The sequence below is a fragment of the Bradyrhizobium sp. 138 genome, assembly GCF_023074075.1.
Classification (GTDB): domain Bacteria; phylum Pseudomonadota; class Alphaproteobacteria; order Rhizobiales; family Xanthobacteraceae; genus Bradyrhizobium.
The window spans coordinates 303,788-323,669 of record NZ_JADPKT010000063.1 but is presented as its reverse complement, the minus strand read 5'-3'; the positions used below and the strand labels follow the sequence as shown (position 1 = coordinate 323,669).

The 19,882-nt window shown below is 65.0% G+C and carries 15 protein-coding genes and 1 riboswitch; of the genes, 12 read left to right on the top strand and 3 right to left on the bottom strand.

Annotated elements, in window-relative coordinates; all coding sequences use genetic code 11:
- Nucleotides 1-51 precede the first annotated feature (51 nt).
- Complete coding sequence (locus tag IVA79_RS21710; protein ID WP_247556427.1) at nt 52-507, top strand: SRPBCC family protein; 456 nt, start codon at nt 52-54, stop codon at nt 505-507.
- A gap of 106 nt (nt 508-613) precedes the next feature.
- On the opposite strand, the gene IVA79_RS21705 is transcribed toward IVA79_RS21710, so the two are convergent.
- Nucleotides 614-1,783, bottom strand: coding sequence for a DNA topoisomerase IB (locus IVA79_RS21705; protein ID WP_247556424.1), 1,170 nt, complete (start codon nt 1,781-1,783; stop codon nt 614-616).
- Between the two features lie 400 nt (nt 1,784-2,183).
- Between IVA79_RS21705 and acs the strand changes: the two genes are divergently transcribed.
- Nucleotides 2,184-4,130: an acetate--CoA ligase gene (gene acs / locus IVA79_RS21700; protein WP_247556422.1), complete on the top strand. Its 1,947-nt coding sequence runs from the start codon at nt 2,184-2,186 to the stop codon at nt 4,128-4,130.
- A gap of 432 nt (nt 4,131-4,562) precedes the next feature.
- Nucleotides 4,563-5,078 (top strand): L,D-transpeptidase, encoded by a 516-nt coding sequence (locus IVA79_RS21695; protein ID WP_247556419.1) that lies wholly within the window; start codon nt 4,563-4,565, stop codon nt 5,076-5,078.
- A gap of 55 nt (nt 5,079-5,133) precedes the next feature.
- Here IVA79_RS21695 and IVA79_RS21690 read toward each other — a convergent pair whose 3' ends face one another.
- Entirely contained in the window at nt 5,134-5,724 is a 591-nt protein-coding gene (locus tag IVA79_RS21690) for a thermonuclease family protein (RefSeq protein WP_247556417.1), read from the bottom strand.
- A 198-nt stretch (nt 5,725-5,922) separates the two neighbouring features.
- Here IVA79_RS21690 and IVA79_RS21685 point away from each other — a divergent pair, with 198 nt between their 5' ends.
- The 4 genes from IVA79_RS21685 (at nt 5,923) to cysN (ending at nt 11,676) form a co-directional block, all read left to right on the top strand.
- Complete coding sequence (locus IVA79_RS21685; RefSeq protein WP_247556570.1) at nt 5,923-7,641, top strand: methyl-accepting chemotaxis protein; 1,719 nt, start codon at nt 5,923-5,925, stop codon at nt 7,639-7,641.
- A 152-nt stretch (nt 7,642-7,793) separates the two neighbouring features.
- Nucleotides 7,794-8,813, top strand: a complete 1,020-nt coding sequence (locus tag IVA79_RS21680; RefSeq protein ID WP_247556568.1) for a sulfotransferase family protein — start codon at nt 7,794-7,796, stop codon at nt 8,811-8,813.
- A gap of 5 nt (nt 8,814-8,818) precedes the next feature.
- Complete coding sequence (cysD, locus tag IVA79_RS21675; protein ID WP_247556567.1) at nt 8,819-9,781, top strand: sulfate adenylyltransferase subunit CysD; 963 nt, start codon at nt 8,819-8,821, stop codon at nt 9,779-9,781.
- Nucleotides 9,781-11,676 carry a sulfate adenylyltransferase subunit CysN gene (cysN, locus tag IVA79_RS21670; RefSeq protein WP_247556415.1) on the top strand — a complete coding sequence of 632 codons (1,896 nt, stop codon included), beginning with the start codon at nt 9,781-9,783 and terminating at the stop codon, nt 11,674-11,676. Before cysD ends, cysN begins: the two co-directional genes overlap by 1 nt.
- A gap of 39 nt (nt 11,677-11,715) precedes the next feature.
- On the opposite strand, the gene IVA79_RS21665 is transcribed toward cysN, so the two are convergent.
- A complete protein-coding gene (locus IVA79_RS21665) occupies nt 11,716-11,916 on the bottom strand; it encodes a DUF1674 domain-containing protein (RefSeq protein WP_247556413.1) in 201 nt (66 codons plus the stop codon).
- A 189-nt stretch (nt 11,917-12,105) separates the two neighbouring features.
- Here IVA79_RS21665 and IVA79_RS21660 point away from each other — a divergent pair, with 189 nt between their 5' ends.
- The 5 genes from IVA79_RS21660 (at nt 12,106) to IVA79_RS21640 (ending at nt 19,857) form a co-directional block, all read left to right on the top strand.
- Nucleotides 12,106-13,452, top strand: coding sequence for an RsmB/NOP family class I SAM-dependent RNA methyltransferase (locus IVA79_RS21660; protein ID WP_247556412.1), 1,347 nt, complete (start codon nt 12,106-12,108; stop codon nt 13,450-13,452).
- 157 nt (nt 13,453-13,609) lie between these two features.
- Nucleotides 13,610-15,328 carry a heparinase II/III family protein gene (locus IVA79_RS21655; RefSeq protein ID WP_247556410.1) on the top strand — a complete coding sequence of 573 codons (1,719 nt, stop codon included), beginning with the start codon at nt 13,610-13,612 and terminating at the stop codon, nt 15,326-15,328.
- Nucleotides 15,329-15,387: 59 nt separating this feature from the next.
- Nucleotides 15,388-15,469, top strand: a riboswitch (ZMP/ZTP riboswitch).
- Between the two features lie 24 nt (nt 15,470-15,493).
- Nucleotides 15,494-17,086 (top strand): bifunctional phosphoribosylaminoimidazolecarboxamide formyltransferase/IMP cyclohydrolase, encoded by a 1,593-nt coding sequence (gene purH / locus IVA79_RS21650; RefSeq protein WP_247556408.1) that lies wholly within the window; start codon nt 15,494-15,496, stop codon nt 17,084-17,086.
- A gap of 433 nt (nt 17,087-17,519) precedes the next feature.
- On the top strand, nt 17,520-18,326 hold the full coding sequence (gene cpaB, locus IVA79_RS21645) for a Flp pilus assembly protein CpaB (RefSeq protein ID WP_247556406.1): 807 nt from the start codon (nt 17,520-17,522) through the stop codon (nt 18,324-18,326).
- A 13-nt stretch (nt 18,327-18,339) separates the two neighbouring features.
- Nucleotides 18,340-19,857 (top strand): type II and III secretion system protein family protein, encoded by a 1,518-nt coding sequence (locus IVA79_RS21640; RefSeq protein WP_247556404.1) that lies wholly within the window; start codon nt 18,340-18,342, stop codon nt 19,855-19,857.
- Nucleotides 19,858-19,882: the final 25 nt, after the last annotated feature.

Here is a 19,882-nt window from a genome sequence, read left to right as displayed (position 1 = left end):
CGAGCCGCGTTGGCGCCGCCATGTGCCAGTGTCAGCGAAGGGTGATTCCCGATGACCGAACCGTTCATAGTGCAACGCGAGACCCAGATCGCAGCCCCACGCGCCACCGTTTTCGCTTACCTGACCGACCCCGAGAAGATCTTGAGCTGGATGGGCTCGGACGCGACCACCGAACCACATCCCGGCGGGCTCTATCTGCTCAAGGGCGTCGGCCCGCGCGGCGGTGTCGCCCGCGGTGCTTTTCGTGAGGTCGTGCCGGTGCATCGCCTTGCCTACACGTTCGGCTGGGACGGCGGCCAGGAAGTGCCGCCAGGCTCGAGCCTGATCGAGATCGACCTGATCGAACGCGATGGCGGCACGCTGCTGCGCATGACCCATAGCGGCCTGCCGACCGCAGAACAGGCCGCCGCGCACGCGACGGGGTGGACGCATTATCTGGAGCGGCTGACGATCGTGGCCGCGGGCGGCGATGCTGGTCCGGATAACGGTGTCTCGGGCAAGGCATAGGTCTTGTAGGGTGGGCAAAGCGTAGCGTGCCCACGCATTTTTCGCGATCGAGAGGGATCGTGGGCACGGCGCAAGTGCGCCTTTGCCCACCCCTACCGCAGTGTCGTTAAACCGCGGCAGTCGCGACCACCTGCGCCAGAAGCTGCTCGCGCCGCGCCTGCGAACGCTGGCCCTTCATGGTCGCGGCGAAGCGTTCGAGGATGCCGTCCTCGAACGCGGTGACGATGGTGTCGTGAACGTAGCTCTTGCGGCAGATCGCCGGCGTGTTCGAGAGCTTGTCCGCGGCGGCGCGGATCGCCTCCAGCACCTGCTTCTTGCGGCCGCGCTGGCTTGTCGCCGGCGTGATCCGCGACAAGGATTCCACCACGACGGCAGAGGCCATCAGGGTACGAAAATCCTTCAGCGAGATCTTGATGCCGGCGATTTCCCGCAAGAACGCGTTCACCTGCGTGGTGTTGACCGCGCGCACGATGCCGTAGGCATCGCGATACTGGAACATGCGCTTGCCCGGGACACCCTGCAAAATACCGATGGCGCGCACCAGCTTGGCCGCGTCGCACTCTTTACGCACCGCCTTGCCGCCCTTCGCCTTGAAGGTCAGCACGAAGCAATCGTCTTCCAGCGTCACGTTGGACTTCAGCAGCGTGGTCGCGCCGCGGGTGCCGTTGAGGCGGGCGTAGGATTCGTTGCCGGGGCGGATCGCGGTGCGCGCGATCAGCTCGATCACGGCGGAGAGCGCGAATTCACGCGTCGGCTCGTCGCCCGACAGGAACGCCGAGACCTTGCGCCGGATCTTCGGCAGCGCGCCGACGAGCTTTTCCAGGCGATGCGCCTTGCGATGCTCGCGAACTTTCTCCCAATCGGCGTGATAGCGATATTGCAGCCGGCCCGCGGCATCGCGGCCGACGGCCTGGAGATGCGAGCTCGGATCGGCCGAGTAGCGCACCTCGCGATAGGCCGGCGGCACCGCCATGGCGTGCAGCCGGCGGATGGTGCGGGCGTCGCGGATGTGGGCGCCGTTGGGGCGGACGAAGGAATAGCCCTTGCCGCGCTTGATGCGCCGAATTGTCAGCTCGTTCTGGTCGCCGAGCCGCAGGCCGAGCTCCCTGGCGAGGGCCTCGACCGTCCGCGCGGGCGCCGTGTCGAAGGTCTTTTGCGGGCTCGGACGCCGGAAAGAGGCCGATTTGGGCCATTGTCCGAGGGCTTTGGCCAGGGCAATGGCTACAGGATCGGCTGAAGCGGGCCGCATCGTCCCGAGATTCTGCTGATCCATCATAGTCTTATGCCTTAGCCCTGTCTGTTATCGGTCAATGCCGGCGTTCTGATTTTTGTTCCGAGGGGTCTCTTTGGACCCGGGTTGGCCATTTAGGGTGTTCCGAACCGTATTGCGAGTCCCGAATCGGTGAGAGATGGTCTCTAAATACCTCCGTTAATGCATGGGCCTCTGCGCAGGCCTATTCCGCAGGTCTAGGTAGAGGCCCCGAAAACCGGTCTCGGGCCTGTTTCAGATCTGCGACAATCGCAACAGATGGCCTTGATCCTCCGCATGGCGGGCGGCCCGCCGAAGGTCCAGCTTGTACTCCTTGTCGGGTCCGGTTAGCCCGACGCATAATCGTTCAATGACAAGTCGGTTTGCCAGAAGTCCGTGCTTGGCTTGCCGTATGTGGAGGGAAAGCATGTCCGAGAAGATCTACGACGTCCCCGCGGAGTGGGCGAAGCGCGCCTGGGTCGACCAGGCCAAGTACAAGGAGATGTACGCTCGCTCGATCTCGGACCCCAACGGTTTCTGGGCGGAGCAGGCCAAGCGCATCGACTGGATGAAGGCGCCGACGAAAATTGAGAACGTCTCGTTCGCGCCCGGCAACATCTCGATCAAATGGTTCGAGGACGGAATTCTCAACGTCGCCCATAACTGCATCGACCGGCACCTTCACACGCGCGCTAACCAGACCGCGATCATCTGGGAAGGCGACGATCCCTCGCAGTCCAAGCACATCACCTACAAGGAGCTGCACGACGAGGTTTGCCGGATGGCCAACATCCTGCGCACCCGCAACGTCGGGAAGGGCGACCGCGTCACCATCTACCTGCCGATGATTCCGGAAGCGGCCTATGCGATGCTCGCCTGCGCACGCATCGGCGCTGTTCACTCCGTGGTCTTCGCGGGCTTCTCGCCGGACAGCCTCGCCCAGCGCATCAATGACTGCCAATCCAAGGTCATCATCACCGCGGACGAAGGTCTGCGCGGCGGCAAGAAGGTGCCGCTGAAGGCCAATGTCGACGCGGCGCTCACCAAAGCCGACGGCGTCGACTGGGTCGTCGTGGTCAAGCGCACCGGCGGCAAGGTCGACATGAACCCGACGCGCGACCTCTGGTATCACGAAGCGGCGGCCATGGTGACGACGGAATGCCCTGTCGAGCACATGCATGCCGAGGACCCGCTGTTCATCCTCTACACCTCGGGCTCGACCGGACAGCCCAAGGGCGTGCTGCACACCTCCGCCGGCTATCTCGTGTTCGCCTCGATGACGCATCAATACGTCTTCGACTATCACGATGGCGACATCTACTGGTGCACCGCCGACGTCGGCTGGGTCACCGGTCACAGCTACATTCTTTATGGGCCGCTGGCGAACGGCGCGACCACGCTGATGTTCGAAGGCGTGCCGAATTACCCGGACAATTCCAGGTTCTGGAACGTCATCGACAAGCACAAGGTCAACATCTTCTACACCGCGCCGACCGCGATCCGTGCGCTGATGCAATCCGGCGACGAGCCGGTGAAGAAGACCTCGCGCGCCTCGCTCCGCCTGCTCGGCTCGGTCGGCGAGCCCATCAATCCGGAAGCGTGGGAGTGGTATCACCGCGTCGTCGGCAACGACCGCTGCCCGATCGTGGATACCTGGTGGCAGACCGAGACCGGCGGCATCCTGATCACGCCGCTGCCGGGCGCGACCAAGCTGAAGCCGGGATCGGCGACGCAGCCGTTCTTCGGCGTGGTCCCTGAAATCGTCGACGCCGACGGCAAGGTGCTGGAAGGCGAGACGTCGGGCAATCTCTGCCTCACCCGCTCATGGCCGGGCCAGATGCGCACCGTCTACGGCGATCACGCCCGCTTCGAGCAGACCTACTTCTCGACCTACAAGGGCAAGTATTTTACGGGCGACGGCTGCCGGCGCGACGCCGACGGCTATTACTGGATCACCGGCCGGGTCGACGACGTCATCAACGTCTCCGGCCATCGCATGGGCACCGCGGAAGTCGAGAGCGCGCTGGTCGCCCACGAGAAAGTGTCGGAGGCCGCGGTTGTCGGCTTCCCGCACGACATCAAGGGGCAGGGCATCTACGCCTATGTCACCCTGATGGCGGGCGTGCAGCCGACCGAGGATCTGCGCAAGGAGCTCGTCACCTGGGTGCGCAAGGAGATTGGCCCGATCGCTTCGCCCGACCAGATCCAGTTCGCGCCGGGCCTGCCAAAGACCCGCTCCGGCAAGATCATGCGCCGCATCCTGCGCAAGATCGCCGAGGACGAACCGGGCAGCCTCGGCGACACCTCGACCCTGGCAGACCCCGCCGTGGTCGATGATCTCGTCAAGAATCGGCAGAACAAGAAGTCGGCTTAAGAAGCGGCTGCCTGCCCCGGACGCAGCGTAGCGCGCTCTTCAGCGGTGCGCTGCAGAGCCGGGGCCTCTATCCATCCGCATGCAAAACTGGGTCCCGGCTCAGCGTCGCGGCGCTGCGCGCCGCGCCTTGTCCGGGACACGAAACACAAGCTGGTGCCGGGTTCGCCCACGCCGCCTGAAACAACAACCGTTCACATCCTCACGCTCTTGTCAGGATGCACCTGGTCGCGCCCACATCTTTCCCGCCGAGTGTTGTTTTCTGGTCATTTACTTTATTTCGAACATTTCCTTTGTTCCCCCTGCTGGCCGGCCCTCGGTGGCCGCGCTTGGAAACCATCCGGTTAACGGGCGCGGTTAAGAATAGGTGGGCGAGGCCGCGATTGCCGGTTCTGCGTCATTTTGGCCGATCTGTTCGGGGCTAGGGGAAATTCGATGTCGATGAGGGTTGCGGTGGCGCTGGCTGCCACCATCGGGGCGGGGGTCTTGATGTCGACGGCGGCAGAGGCGCGGCCGGAGATGGTGGGGGCGCGCCTGGCCGACTATTCACCGGGCACCATCGTGGTCAAGACCAGCGAGCGGCGGCTCTATCTGATCCTCGATAACGGCCACGCGGTGCGCTATCCGGTCGGCGTCGGCAAGTCCGGCAAGCAGTGGGCCGGCACCACCCGCATCGACGGGAAGTACCGAAATCCGGCCTGGTCGCCGCCGGCAGAGGTGAAGCGCGACAAGCCGAGCATTCCGGACGTCATTCCCGGCGGCTCGCCGCGCAACCCGATGGGCGTCGCGGCGATGACGCTGGCGGGCGGCGAATACGCCATCCATGGCACCAACGTGCCGGGTTCGATCGGCGGCTTCGTGTCCTATGGCTGCATCCGCATGCTCAACGACGACATCACCGATCTCTATGGCCGCGTCTCCGTCGGCACGACGGTGGTCGTGACGCGCTGATCGCCGGGATCGGCCGCGACAAGAAAAGGCCGTGTCTCAAGACGCGGCTTTTTTGTTACCAGAAGCGCCAGCTGCGTGCGCACCAGCCGTCGCGATGGCCGCCATTGTAGCTCCGCGCAAAACCGCCCGCGAGCAACGCCGCCGAAACGTTCGCGGTCCGCCGGGTCGCGACGTCGGCGAGAATGCGGCCGTATTTGTCGGGGCCGAGATTGGTGATGGTCACGCCGCCCTGGCCGAGCAGATCGCGCAAAGCGCGAGCCGCCGCTTCCGCCTTGTCCAATTCTTCCTGGCAGGATGCCTTCAATTCGGGCGCATCGATGCCGCGCAGCCGAACGCGCACGACGAGATCGCGGCGGTCGCGCTGACGAACACGCGCGAGGAAGGTGTCGCCGTCGACGGTGCGAATGACATCGACCGGCTCGCGAACATCGGGATGACCCGCCTGCTGGAGAACGATCTCGGCATCCCGCGCGCGGTCGCCATCGCTGTGCGGAACAAGCCAGCCCATGCCTTGGCGGAAGACGAGTACGACAGCTAGCACGACGCCAACCACGAACATCCACGGCAACAATCCCGAGAAGTGCCGACCGAACGGCGAGCCGCCGAACCGCGGCCGATAGGTATTTGGTCGATCCTGGAAACGCATCACCTCACGCTAGGACTGAGTCGGGGGAACCCACAAGCGGGAGCGCGCACGCAAGGGACCGGCCGACCGGCAAGCCCATGCAGGAAAGTTCCGCTTCTCGAATACATCGCCGTAGTTCTACTGGAGCTCCGCGAATATTACCCAAATCTCAATCATTGGTTGCGAATACGTGTAACACGGCAGCACGGGGAGATTGCGGTGGGGTCATTCAGATTTCGCATTGGAACAAAGCTCGGCATCGTGACGGGCGTGAGCATTGCACTGGTCTGCGGCATGCTGACCAACCAGATCCTCGGCAACCGGGCGATTGCCGAATCCAATCGCTTGGTCACGATCAACTATCTCAACAAGGGCAATGCGCAGGCGGCGCAGACCGCGATGGCGCGGGCGCAGCTCGCAGCTCTCGAGATCGGTTCCGCTTCGACAACCGGAGAGGTTGACAAGTCCCTCGAGATGCTCCGGACCCGCGCGAGCGAAGCCGGTGTGGAAATCGACGCCGCGACGGACCGGGCGACTCGGAAGGTCACCCAGGACGCCTATCGTGAGACCAAGAAATTCGTCGATGCGTATCTGGCCAGTGGCATTGAACTGGCCGGGGCGCAGAAGACCGTCATCGGCGCCGCGGCCGGCAGCGCCCGGACTGCGGCCGAAGCGACAAGAGCAGGCATTCTCGCCGAGCGTATGCGTCCAGCAGCCCTGGAAGTCAGCAAACGCATCGACGATCTGGTCGGCGTAGCCAACGAATTCGCCGCGCGCCGCAAGGGTGAGATGCTCGCCGAACTGGATCGCGTCGCCAACTTCGCATTGATCGTCGGCGTATTCGTCGTCCTGACGTTGATCGGGTCCGCCGTCTTTTCCGTGTTGAACATCGCCCGACCGATCCGGCGCATCGGCGACGTGCTGCTCCACCTCGCCAACGGCAACAAGGCGGTCGAGATCCCTTATACCCGCCGTGGCGACGAAGTCGGCGACAACGCTCGCGCGGCGCAGACCTTCAAGGAAAACCTGATCCGTATCGAGCAGATGGAAGCCGAGCAGAAAAATCAGGAAGCCGCTGCGGTCGCTCAGCGCAAGGCGGAGATGACCAAGCTCGCCGGCGTGTTCGAAGCCGCGGTCGGCGGCATCATCGATTCCGTGTCCGCGGCCTCCCAACAGCTCGAGGCTGCCGCCGGCACGCTGTCGGGAACCGCGGAAGAGACTCAGCAGCTCTCCGGCATGGTCGCGGCGGCCTCGGAGGAGGCATCGACCAATGTCGGAGCCGTGGCGTCCGCCGCCGAGGAAATGAGCACGTCGGTCGTCGAGATCAGCCGCCAAGTCCACGATTCCAGCCGCATCGCCGGCGAAGCGGTCAAGCAGGCCGAGCGCACCGACGTCAGGATCAATGAACTGCTCAAGGCGGCGGGCCGAATTGGCGATGTCGTCAAGTTGATCACTGCAATTGCCGAACAGACCAATCTCCTGGCGCTGAACGCAACGATCGAGGCGGCGCGCGCCGGCGAATCCGGCCGCGGCTTTGCGGTCGTGGCGAGCGAGGTCAAAGCGCTCGCGGCGCAAACCGCGCGAGCGACCGAGGAAATCAGCACGCAGATCGCCGGCATGCAATCGGCAACCGAGGACTCCGTCGGAGCGATCAAGGAGATCGGCGCGACCATCGCCCGTATCTCGGACATTTCAACGACTATTGCTGCAACGATCGAAGAGCAGGGTGCAGCGACAGCCGAGATTGCGCGAAACGTCAGCGAAGCCGCCAAGGGAACCGTCGAAGTCGCGGACAAGATCGCCCAGGTCAGTCATGGCGCGAGCGCCACCGGCGCTGCATCGGGGCAGGTCTTGGCATCAGCGCGCTCGCTGTCGAGCGAAAGCAGCCTCTTGAAGACGGAAGTGGCGAAGTTCCTCAACACCGTGCGCGCGGCATGAATCTGCAAAGCAGCAATATATCTCCGATGCTCGTTGCAGATGGGATAGCGCCTCCGGGATTCCCCGGAGTTGTTCGGCACCGTCAGCAACTGTAGGTTGGAAATTACCACATGAGCAATTGCTCGTGGAACTCCCTGCAGTGGGCCCCCGACATGAACATCGACGCAACTTCAGCCGATTCGCTCGAACGAATGGCCGATCTCGTTCGGCAGCAGCATAATTCCCTCGACACCATGCTGTTGTCGCCAGTTGGCGAATTCCAGACCAGAGCCGTCACCCTCGCGACGTTGATGCGCGAAGTGACGGACTGCCTCGCAGAAGATTTCCTGCGTCGCCCCGCGCAAGACTTTCCGATGCTCTATTTCGCATGCGGCAAAGCCAGGGTGGGATCAACCGCGCTCAGCAATCTGTTCGGCATGACCGGCATGCCTTCATATTATCAGCCGCTGAAGGCGATCTTGCGCGAAGCGCTCGTTGGACGTCCGCTGACGCCCTGGGTCATCCCCTCGGCAACCGACGAGCCGCACATCTTCAGCAAGGAAACGATCGGGCCCTACGTGCTCGCCGAGAGCCTGTTCAATCCGCTGCAGCTCTTGATCGACGCGGGCTATCCGCGGCACCGCCTGCATCTCATCATGCTCGACCGCGAGCCGACGAGCTCGCTGGCGTCGTGGCTCGAGAAGCTGATCTCGCGCGCGCCTGAAGAGACGTTGCTGCGGCACTATGTCGTCGCCGCGCTCAGCGCGGCCCGCGTCGCAAGTTACGCCCGGCAGCAGGGCGTTGCCGTTACTCACTACGTCTACGAGGTGAGCAAGGAGGCTCTGTCGTCGGTGCGCGTCTTGTTCGACCGCCTCGGCCTTTCGAGCAGCTTTACCGAGAACGCCGTGACGTCATGGCGGGAACCGGGGGACGCGCAAGCGAACAACGCGCGCGTCATCTTCCCGAGCGAAGCGATGATCTACAAGGTGCCCAATCTGCACACCTCCGATAGCGCCTATCGCTACCAGTGTCGTGCGACGGCCTCGGTGAGCGAAGCTCAGCTGGAGATTCTGGAGCGCTGCGGGGTCAATGACGCCTATCGAGCCTCGGTCGCGGCGTGCGTTCGCGATCTCGGCCTGAATGCGGCAATGTCGGCGCACCTGTTCGGCGACTGGTTCGCTGAGGCCGCGTGATCAGCATGCTGGACATTCCCATAACTGCCGAACCCGTCCTCGCTGAAAGAACGGGTGTCGAGCAGCTTCACGCCGCCAGCCATCTTCGACGACTGGAGGCGGAAAGCATCCATATCCTCCGGGAGACCGCGGCCGAATTCCGCAAGCCGGTCATGCTGTACTCCATCGGCAAGGACTCTTCGGTGCTGCTGCATCTGGCGATGAAGGCATTTCATCCCGGCAAGCCGCCGTTTCCACTGCTGCACGTCGATACGACCTGGAAGTTTCGCGAGATGATCGCGTTTCGTGACCGCCGCGCGCGCGAACTCGGTATCGATCTGATCGTCCATACCAACAATGACGGATTGAGCCAGGGCATCGACCCCTTCACCCACGGCTCGGCCCGCTACACCGACGTCATGAAGACGCAGGCGTTACGGCAGGCGCTCGACCATCACGGCTTCGACGCCGCGATCGGGGGCGCGCGCCGCGACGAGGAGAAGTCGCGCGCCAAGGAGCGCGTGTTCTCGCACCGAAGCGCGGCGCATCGCTGGGATCCGAAGAACCAGCGCCCCGAGCTGTGGAGCCTTTACAACACGATGCTCGCGCCCGGCGAGAGCATGCGGGTGTTTCCGCTGTCGAACTGGACCGAGCTCGACATCTGGGACTACATCCTGCTCGAGGACATCCCGATCGTCCCACTCTATCTGGCGGCTTCGCGCCCCGTCGTCGAGCGCGACGGGACGCTGATCATGGTGGACGACGAACGGATGCCGCTGCGTGCAGGCGAAGAGCCGCGGTGGCGTTCGGTCAGATTTCGTACCCTGGGCTGCTATCCGCTCAGCGGCGCCACGGTGTCGACGGCGGCAACCCTTCCCGAGATCGTGCGGGAGATGATGGCCTCGCGCACATCCGAACGGCAGGGACGCATGATCGACCGGGACAGTCCCGCATCGATGGAGCGCAAGAAAGCGGAAGGCTACTTCTGATGTCCTATCACGAGGCTCCCACGATCGCCGCCTCCGATGCGCCGCGGCTGGATCAGGATGATCGCCCGACCCTGCGTTTCGTCACTTGCGGCAGCGTCGACGACGGCAAGAGCACGCTGGTCGGCCGGCTGCTGTACGATTCCAAGACGTTGCTCGACGATCAGCTCGACGCGCTGGCGTCCGAGAGCCGGACGGTCGGCACCACCGGCGGCGATCTCGATTTCGCGCTGCTGGTCGACGGCTTGCAGGCAGAGCGTGAGCAGGGCATCACGATCGACGTCGCCTACCGCTTCTTTGCCACCAAGCTGCGCCGCTTCATCGTTGCCGACACACCAGGGCATGCGCAATATACCCGCAACATGGCGACCGGCGCCTCCAACGCCGATCTCGCGGTGGTGCTGGTCGATGCCCGAAAGGGCGTGATTACGCAGACGCGGCGCCATAGCCACATCCTGTCGCTGCTCGGCATTCGCCACGTCGTGCTTGCCGTGAACAAGATGGACCTGATCGGATTCGACGGAGACCGCTTCGCGTCGATCACCGCCGAATATCTGACCCTGGCCGGACAGCTCGGAATCTCTCAGGTGCAGTGCATCCCGGTCGTGGCGCCCGACGGCGACAACATCGTGGCAGTGAGCGCGCGGATGCCCTGGTACACCGGGCCGACCGTCACGGCCTATCTGGAATCGGTCGACGTTTCCGGCGACGTCTCGCAGCGGCCGTTCCGGCTGCCGGTGCAATGGGTCAACCGGCCGAACGCGGAGTTTCGCGGCTTCTGCGGGCGGATCGCCAGCGGCACGATCGCGATCGGCGAGGCCATTGCCGTGCAGCCCTCGGGCCGTCAGACGCGCGTCGCACGCATTCTCGCACCCGGCGGCGAGCGCGATCGAGCTGCGGCGGGCGAATCGGTCACGCTCACATTGACCGACGAGATCGACGTCAGCCGCGGCGACGTGCTGACGGCGGGAGCCGCACCTGAGGTCTCGGATCAGCTTGCCGCTCATCTCGTCTGGTTCGATGACGAAGCCATGGTCGCGGGCCGGCGCTATCTCCTCAAATGCGGCACGGCCTCGACCGGCGCGGTCATCACGACGCTCAAGCATCGCATCGCCATCGACACCATGGCACAGGAAAGCGCCACCACGCTCGACGCCAACCAGATCGGTTATGCCCATCTCAGCCTCGACCGGGCGCTGGTGTTCGAGGCCTATCGCGACGACCGCGACATGGGCAGCTTCATTCTCATCGATCCGATCAGCCACCGCACGGCCGCGGCGGGAATGATCGACCTTTCGCTCCGCCGCGCCACCAACATTCATTGGCAGCAACTTGCCGTCGACAAATCAGTGCGAGCGCGGCTGAAGCAGCAACGGCCCTGCGTGCTCTGGTTCACGGGGCTGAGCGGTGCGGGCAAATCGACGATCGCCGATCTCGTCGACCGCAGGCTTGCCGAACTCGGCCGCCACGCCGCGCTGCTCGACGGCGACAATCTTCGCCACGGCATCAACCGCGACCTCGGCTTCTCCAACGCAGACAGGGCGGAGAACGTCCGGCGTGCCGCGGAGATCGCGGCGCTGTTCGTCGACGCCGGCATGATCGCGCTGGTGGCGCTGATCTCGCCGTTCCGCAGCGAGCGCGAGCTGGCGCGCCAGCGGGTCGAAGCGGGTGAGTTCATCGAGATCCATGTCGCGACCCCGCTCGCCGAATGCGAGCGCCGCGATCCCAAGGGACTGTATCGCAAGGCACGGGCCGGTGAATTGCCGGCGTTCACCGGCATCGACGATCCCTATGAGAGGCCGCAAGCCCCGGAGATCACCATCGACACTTCCGAGCTGTCGACCGACGCGGCTTGCGAGCACGTCATCCGCTATCTCAGGGACAATCACCATCTGTAGCGGCCGGGATAGATACGATCCGCCATGGCGGCGGAGGCCTCAGAAGTCGGAGGCGATGCCCTTGCGCTCCCAATCGCCGTAGCGGGTGGGCTCCGGGCCCTTCGGTCCCTGCAACTCCTTGGCCTTGGCGTCATCCTTGGCCTCGGCGGCGGCCTGCCGGCGCGCCTCGGCTTCGGCCAGCGCGCGCTGGGCGGCCGGCGTGAGCGGCTTGCGATCGGGAATGGGCGGCTGGTCACTCATCGCGTGGCTTTCTAGCGCAGGACGAGGGACAACGCGACGTCCAATAACGCATTCCTGAAATCGGCCCCGGAAGGGCTGAAAAAGCCGGAAGCGATTCTTACATTTGGCATATTCGCGTGCCAGAGATTGGGTTCTCAAGGCATGCGCCCATTGCGGCGGAACTGCCGCTGTTCAGAACCTTGCTTCCGCATGCCATCTCAACGTTTCGCCCCTCCGTCCGAAGTGCCCGGTCTTGCGGCGCGACGGATTGCCGCCGACATCGTCGACGGCGTGCTGCACAAGCACCGCACGCTTGACGATCAACTCGACGGCAGCGGTGCCCATCCCGGACTGAAGACGCTGGCCGACCGTGACCGCGCGCTGATGCGGCGCTTGGTCGCCACCGTGCTGCGCCGGCTCGGCACGCTCGGCCATGTTCTCTCCCTCCTGCTCGACAAGGGCATTCCCTCCGACGCGCCGCGCGCGCAGAGCGCGCTGCTGATCGGTGCGGCGCAGATCCTCTGGATGGACGTACCCGACCACGCCGCCGTCGACCTCTCCGTTCGCCTGGTGCAATCCGACCGGCGCGCTGCGCGCTATGCCGGCCTCGTCAATGCCGTGCTGCGCCGCTGCGCGCGCGAGGGCAAGGCGCTGGTCGAGGAGGTCGCCACGCAATCGCTGGACCTGCCGCCTTGGCTTCTCGCGCGCTGGAGCGCGCATTATGGCGAGGCGACCGCACGAGACATGGCGCTGGCGCTCGGCCATGAGCCCTCGCTCGATCTCACCGTGAAGTCGGATGCCGCGCAATGGGCGAGCCGCCTGCATGGCGAGACGCTGCCGACCGGGACGGTGCGGATGCTGCTGCACGGCTCGGTGACCATGCTGCCCGGCTTCGCCGAAGGACAATGGTGGGTGCAGGATGCCGCCGCCGCGCTGCCCGCCCGGCTGTTCGGCGACATTAAAGGCAAATCCATCGCCGATCTCTGCGCCGCTCCCGGCGGCAAGACCGCACAACTGGCGCAATCAGGCGCGCATGTCACGGCGATCGACCGTTCGCCGGCCCGGGTGGCGCGGCTGCGCGAAAACCTGGCGCGGCTGTCGCTCCAGGCCGAGACTGTCGTCGCTGACGCCGTGGAGTGGGCCGGCCCTGCCGAGGGTTTCGACGGCATCTTGATCGATGCGCCCTGCACCTCGACCGGCACGATCCGGCGTCATCCCGACGTGGCGTGGCTGCGGCAGGAATCCGACATCGCCGCCCTGACCGCGCTCCAGCAGCGGCTGCTGCGAAAATCGGTATCGTTGCTCAAGCCTGGCGGGACGCTGGTCTATTGCACCTGCTCGCTGGAACCCGAGGAAGGCGAGCAGGCCGTGACGACGCTGCTGGCGGCCGAGCCTGCGCTTTGCCGCGTCCCGATCGCGGCGTCGGAGGTCGCGGGCCTCGACGAAATCATCACCGCCGAGGGCGACCTGCGCACTTTGCCCAGCCATCTGCCGAACGCCGATCCCAAGCTCGGCGGGCTCGACGGATTTTTTGCGGCCCGGCTCGTTAAATCCTGATTTTGCACCGGATTTTGCGACCCCGACGCTGATTCGCACACGTTCAAGGTGGTGTCAGACGGCCGATTTTGGGATTAATAGGGATTCGTCGCTAATCCTCTCCCCTTCAAGGCAAGGCGTGTCGGTCGCTCAACGCAGACGTATCTCGACGCTGGTCATGAACCGCTTCGCGCGGAACATGCTCGCGCGCGCGAGCGGCGGTTCCGTTGCGCTGTCGCGGGTCTGGCCCGGCCGCACCGACCGGCTGATCATCGCGCCACACGATTTGCGCACCGCGGATGCGACTCGCGCCGCCGAAATCTATGCCGGCCGTTTCGTCTTTGCCGGCAAGATCGTCAATTGCCACGGCCGCTCGATCTTCGATCTCGAGCCGCCGTCGGAAGACTGGGAGGTCGCGCTGCTCGGCTTCGGCTGGCTGCGCCATTTGCGCGCCGCCGACACTGCGCTGACACGGGCGAATGCGCGCGCGCTGATCGAAGACTGGATCGCCAACCCCGCCAACAAGCGGCGCCCGGTCGCGCGCCGCGCCGATGTGCTGGCCCGACGTGTGATCTCGCTGTTGTCGCAGGCGCCGCTGGTGCTCAACGAGACCGACAACAAATTCTACCGCCGCTACTTGCGCGCGCTGGCGCGCGAGATCCGTTTCCTGCGCTACACCATGGTCAACATTCCGGACGGGGTGCCGAAACTCCAGGTGCTGATCGCGCTGTGCTATGCGGCCTTGTGCCTGGCCAACCAGGCGAGTCACATCCGCAGCGCATCGAAGAAGCTGTCGGACGAATTGCAGCGGCAGATCCTGCCCGATGGCGGGCACATCTCCCGCAATCCCGGCGCGCTGATCGAACTCCTAATCGACCTGCTGCCGCTGCGGCAGACCTTTGCCGCGCGCAACATCGCGCCACCGCCGGCACTGCTCAACGCGATCGACCGCATGATGCCGATGCTGCGTTTCTTCCGGCATGGCGACGGAAATTTCGCGCTGTTCAACGGCATGAGCGCGACATCCTCGGACCTCCTCGCCACGCTGCTCGCCTATGACGACACCCACGGCGTGCCGATGGCGAACATGCCGCATACCGGCTTTCAGCGCCTCGATGCCGGCCAGACCACTGTGATCATCGACACCGGCCCGCCGCCGCCGGCCGGCGTCAGTCACGACGCCCATGCCGGCTGTCTGTCGTTCGAACTGTCCTCCGGCATCAGCCGCATCGTCACCAATTGCGGCATGCCGACCACGGGCCGCGACAATTGGCGGCCGTTCGCACGCGGCACAGCGGCGCATTCGACGCTGACCTATCACGACGCCTCGTCATGCCAGTTCGTTGAGATGTCGGCGATGAAGCGGCTCCTGCACGGCTCGCCGGTCACCAGCGGGCCCGTCGAGGTCGAGAGCTACCGCGAGATCGTGCAGAACGGCACACTGCTCACGACCTCGCATGACGGCTATCTCGCCAAGTTCGGCGCGATCCATCGCCGCGTGCTGATGATCGCCAATGACGGCGCGCGCATCGACGGCGAGGACACGCTGTCGCCGCCACAGGGCGGACGTTTCAAGGGGGCGGATGCCGATTTCGCGCTGCGCTTCCATCTGCATCCCGCAGTGAAGGCGAGCCGGCTGTCGGATGCGCGCGGCGTCATGCTGGTGCTGCCGAACCGCGACGTCTGGACCTTCGAGGCGCTCGACGACAAGGTCGACCTCGAGGACAGTGTGTTCCTGGCCGGCAATGACGGCCCGCGCCGCACCGCCCAGATCGTGATCCGGCAGGACGCGCGGCAGGCGCCCTCGATCCGCTGGAGCTTTGTGCGTTCCACCGCTTCGCCAGCAGTGACCAATGCCCGAAGAAATGCGCGGCGGGAGCCGGAACTACCGCTCTAGGCGCGTGTATTTCAGCTCAATCTGATCGTTGTGAACTGGGCCGAAAACTGCTATCGAGCCCTCGCTCGCGCGACTGGCGACCTTGGATGGAGCACCATCGGGAAGCGCGACACATATCTGCCGCGCGCCTGGGCATAGACACTCCCTGAACAGAGGATCTTGCTCATGACTGACCATCCCCGCCGCGTCACTCGCGCTCTGCTTTCTGTTTCCGACAAATCCGGCCTGATCGAGTTCGCCAAGGCGCTTGCCGCGCATGATGTCGAGCTGGTCTCGACTGGCGGCACGGCCAAGGCGATCGCTGCGGCCGGTCTCAAAGTGAAAGATGTTTCCGACCTCACCGGCTTTCCCGAGATGATGGACGGACGCGTCAAGACGCTGCATCCGAAGGTGCATGGCGGCCTGCTCGCGATCCGCGACAACAAGGAGCACGCGGAGGCGATGAAGGCGCATGGCATCGCGCCGATCGATCTGCTCGTCGTCAACCTCTATCCGTTCGAGGCGACCGTCGACAAGGGCGCCGGCTTCGAGGATTGCATCGAGAACATCGACATCGGCGGCCCCGCGATGATCCGCGCCGCCGCCAAAAACCATGACGACGTCGCGGTCGTGGTCGAGGCCGAGGACTACAAGTCCGTGCTCGACGAGCTCGCCGCGAACAACGGCGCGACCACGCTGAAGCTGCGCCGGCGGCTTGCCGCAAAGGCCTATGCGCGCACCGGCGCTTACGATGCCGCGATCTCGAACTGGTTCAACCGCCAGCTCGAAATCGAGGCGCCCGACTTCCGCGCCTTCGGCGGCCGGCTGATCCAGTCGCTGCGCTATGGCGAGAACCCGCACCAGACGGCGGCGTTTTACGCGACGCCGGACAAGCGCCCGGGCGTCTCGACTGCGCGCCAGCTCCAGGGCAAGGAGCTCTCCTACAACAACATCAACGACACCGATGCGGCCTATGAATGCATCGGCGAGTTCGACGCCAAGCGCACCGCGGCCTGCGTCATCGTCAAGCACGCCAATCCCTGCGGCGTGGCGGAAGGCTCCGACCTCGTCAGCGCCTATCGCAAGGCGCTGGCCTGCGATTCCACCTCCGCCTTCGGCGGCATCATCGCGATGAATCGAGCGCTCGACGCCGATACCGCGCGCGAGATCACGAAAATCTTCACCGAGGTGATCATCGCACCCGACGCCAGCGAGGAAGCGATTGCCATCATCGGCGGCAAGAAGAACCTGCGCCTGCTGCTCGCCGGCAGCCTGCCCGATCCGCGCACGCCGGGCTTGACCGCCAAGACGGTTGCCGGCGGCCTGCTGGTGCAGAGCCGCGACAATGCCGTGGTCGACGACATGACCTTCAAGGTCGTGACCAAGCGTGCGCCGACCGAAGCCGAGATGCGCGACCTGAAGTTTGCGTTCCGCGTCGCCAAGCACGTCAAGTCCAACACCATCATCTACGCCAGGAATCTCGCCACCGTCGGCATCGGCGCGGGCCAGATGAGCCGGGTGGATTCAGCGCGGATCGCGGCGCGCAAGGCCCGGGACGCGGCGAGCGAGCTGAAGCTCGCCGAGCCGCTCACCAAGGGCTCGGTGGTAGCCTCGGATGCATTTTTCCCCTTCGCCGACGGCATGCTCGCCTGCATCGAAGCCGGCGCCACGGCCGTGGTGCAGCCCGGCGGCTCCATGCGCGACGATGAGGTGATCAAGGCCGCCGACGAGCACGGCATCGCCATGGTGTTCACGGGCACGCGGCACTTCAGGCATTGACGCCCGGTTGTCGTCCCGGACAAGCACGCCTCAGCGCGCGCAGATCCGGGTCCCAGCGACAGAAAGTTCGGGGTTGCCAGCTCGCACGGTACCTCCTCCCTGAGGTGTGGGTCCCTGCGTTTCGCAGGGACGACAGCTACATTGTGGCGCGCTACTGCGATCTCTTTGGCATCGCAGTAGACCGTCGCGATCCCCATCACTAACCAGCCGTTCACCATGAGGCGCCGCGTCTACGCGCGTGCCGCGCACTGCGTGAAACTACGGGGCCGCTGGCCGACCGGATAACGCCGCGTTCACCATCTGCCGAAAACCAGCATCGTGACTGGTCATCGCGTTCGGCCTCGCAACACCCCTTATACTTTTACTCCCTACTCATCGACACGGGGGAACACGCCAGGTGCGGTTCGAGTGCCCCGCGTATGAGTAAAAGCGTATGAACACCGCACGCATTGTCGTTCTCGCCATCGCGCTGGCCGCCGGCGGCGTCGCTGCGTATCTGGCGAGCGGCTATCAGAATGCCCCCACGCCCGTTGTGGCCGTGGCCGAGAAGCTGGCGACGGTCGACGTCCTCATCGCGAAAAACGACATCCAGCTCGGCCAGGCGGTCAAGCCCGAGGATCTGCAATGGCAGACCTGGCCGGCCGCCACCGCGAGCAGCGCCTTCATCCGCCGCGACAGCAGGCCCGAAGCCCAAACGCAGATCGCCGGTTCGATCGCGCGCGTCCCCCTGATGCAGGGTGAGCCGATCCGCGAGCAGAAGCTGGTCAAGGCCGAAGGCTCCGGATTCATGGCCGCGATCCTGCCCTCGGGCATGCGCGCCGTCTCCACCGAGATTTCGGCCGAGACCGGGGCCGGCGGCTTCATCCTGCCGAACGACCGCGTCGACATCGTCCTGACCCGCCGCCTGAAGAGTCCCGATGCTGTGAACGGCGGCAACGAACTCATCCTGTCCGAGGTCATCCTGAGCAACATCCGCGTGCTCGCGATCGACCAGGCGCCGAAGGAAAAAGACGGCCAGAACGCCGTGATCGGCAAGACCGTCACGCTCGAGCTCAAGCCGGACCAGGTCGCCACGCTGTCGGCCGCGCGCCAGGGCGGCACGCTCCAGCTCGCGCTGCGGAGCATCGTCGACGCCAAGGCCGTGGACGACCCGGTCGAGGAACAGACGGCCAAGCGTTCCGACGGCGTCAACGTGATCCGCTACGGGGTACAGGCGCGGCAACTGACGTCACAGAAGTGATGATGGGGATAGCATGAAGGACGGGGATGATCGGACGGGCCTGCGCATTGGGGGGAAGCGCGCGCGCTCGTTCCTGGCGGGGACGATGCTGATGCTGGGGCTGCTCGCAGCCCCGAATCAGGTCAGCGCCGCGGATGCGCCGGTCGGCGACCAGGCCCCGATGCAGGCGCCGGATCTCGGTGTGTCACCGGTCGCAACGATCGCGTCGGCGAGGACGCGTTCTCTCTCGCTTGGCGTCGGCAAATCTGTCGTCATCGACCTTCCCCGCGAGGTCAAGGACGTGCTGGTGGCCGATCCCAAGATCGCCAATGCAGTCATTCGCTCGGCCCAGCGCGCCTATATCATCGGCGGCCAGGTCGGCCAGACCAACGTCGTGTTCTTCGCCGCCGACGGCCAGCAGGTCGCCGCCTATGACATCGCGGTGAAGCGCGATCTCAACGGCATGCGCACGGCGCTGCGCCAGTCCTTGCCGGGCGTGCAGATCGAAGGCGTCGGCGACAGCGTGATGCTGACCGGCTCGGTATCCAGCCCGGTCGAGGCACAGCAGGCCGGCGATGTCGCCGCAAAACTCGTCGGCGGCTCGGACAAGGTCGTCAACAACATCGTCGTGCGCGGCCGCGACCAGGTGATGCTCAAGGTCGTCGTCGGCGAAGTGCGCCGCGACATCGTCAAGCAGCTCGGCGTCGATCTCAGCGCCAGCCTGAACGCCGGCACCGCGGTGGTGAACTTCAACAATTCCAATCCGTTCTCGGTCGCGGGCGGACCGATCGTCGGTAGCAACGGGCTCGGCGTCGCAGGCCTCGCCAAGGGCGTCGCCACCGTCAGCGCCACGATGCGCGCGATGGAAAGCGCCGGCGTCATGCGCACGCTCGCTGAGCCGAGTCTGACGGCGATCTCGGGCGAATCCGCTACCTTCATCGCCGGCGGTGAATTTCCGATTCCCTCAGGCTATGCCTGCGATCCTGTCACCCACGTCTGTACCACCCAGGTCACCTACAAGAAGTTCGGCATCTCCCTGAACTTCACCCCGGTCGTGCTGAGCGAAGGCCGCATCAGCCTGCGCGTGATGACCGAGGTCTCCGAGCTGTCGAATACCAACTCGATCACGCTGACGCAGGCGGTGTCCTCGACCTCAACCAACTCGATCACCATTCCTTCGATCCAGACCCGCCGCGCCGAGACCACGCTGGAAATTCCCTCCGGCGGCTCGATGGCGATGGCCGGCCTGATTCAGCAGAAGACCAGGCAGGCGATCAACGGCCTACCCGGTGTCGACCAGGTGCCGATCATCGGCGCGCTGTTCCGCAGCCAGGACTTCGTCAACAACGAGACCGAGCTGATGGTGATCGTGACGCCCTATGTGGTGCGCGCGGTCGCCCAGAAGGAATTGTCGCGGCCCGACGACGGCTTCGCGCCGGCCTCTGACGCGCAGTCGGCGCTGCTCGGCCGCATGAATCGTCTTTATGGCATCGCGCGCCGCGTCGATCCGATCAGCGGTTCGCCGGGTGATTTCGGCTTCATCATCGACTGAGACGGACGGTTTGGGGACCGGACAA

Bases quoted from the DNA above. Each gene is read 5' to 3' on its own strand.
- IVA79_RS21710 (WP_247556427.1), top strand. From the start codon at position 52: ATGACCGAACCGTTCATAGTGCAACGCGAGACCCAGATCGCAGCCCCA.
- IVA79_RS21705 (WP_247556424.1), bottom strand. From the start codon at position 1,783: ATGATGGATCAGCAGAATCTCGGGACGATGCGGCCCGCTTCAGCCGAT.
- acs (WP_247556422.1), top strand. From the start codon at position 2,184: ATGTCCGAGAAGATCTACGACGTCCCCGCGGAGTGGGCGAAGCGCGCC.
- IVA79_RS21695 (WP_247556419.1), top strand. From the start codon at position 4,563: ATGTCGATGAGGGTTGCGGTGGCGCTGGCTGCCACCATCGGGGCGGGG.
- IVA79_RS21690 (WP_247556417.1), bottom strand. From the start codon at position 5,724: ATGCGTTTCCAGGATCGACCAAATACCTATCGGCCGCGGTTCGGCGGC.
- IVA79_RS21680 (WP_247556568.1), top strand. From the start codon at position 7,794: ATGAACATCGACGCAACTTCAGCCGATTCGCTCGAACGAATGGCCGAT.
- cysD (WP_247556567.1), top strand. From the start codon at position 8,819: ATGCTGGACATTCCCATAACTGCCGAACCCGTCCTCGCTGAAAGAACG.
- cysN (WP_247556415.1), top strand. From the start codon at position 9,781: ATGTCCTATCACGAGGCTCCCACGATCGCCGCCTCCGATGCGCCGCGG.
- IVA79_RS21665 (WP_247556413.1), bottom strand. From the start codon at position 11,916: ATGAGTGACCAGCCGCCCATTCCCGATCGCAAGCCGCTCACGCCGGCC.
- IVA79_RS21660 (WP_247556412.1), top strand. From the start codon at position 12,106: ATGCCATCTCAACGTTTCGCCCCTCCGTCCGAAGTGCCCGGTCTTGCG.
- IVA79_RS21655 (WP_247556410.1), top strand. From the start codon at position 13,610: ATGAACCGCTTCGCGCGGAACATGCTCGCGCGCGCGAGCGGCGGTTCC.
- purH (WP_247556408.1), top strand. From the start codon at position 15,494: ATGACTGACCATCCCCGCCGCGTCACTCGCGCTCTGCTTTCTGTTTCC.
- cpaB (WP_247556406.1), top strand. From the start codon at position 17,520: ATGAACACCGCACGCATTGTCGTTCTCGCCATCGCGCTGGCCGCCGGC.
- IVA79_RS21640 (WP_247556404.1), top strand. From the start codon at position 18,340: ATGAAGGACGGGGATGATCGGACGGGCCTGCGCATTGGGGGGAAGCGC.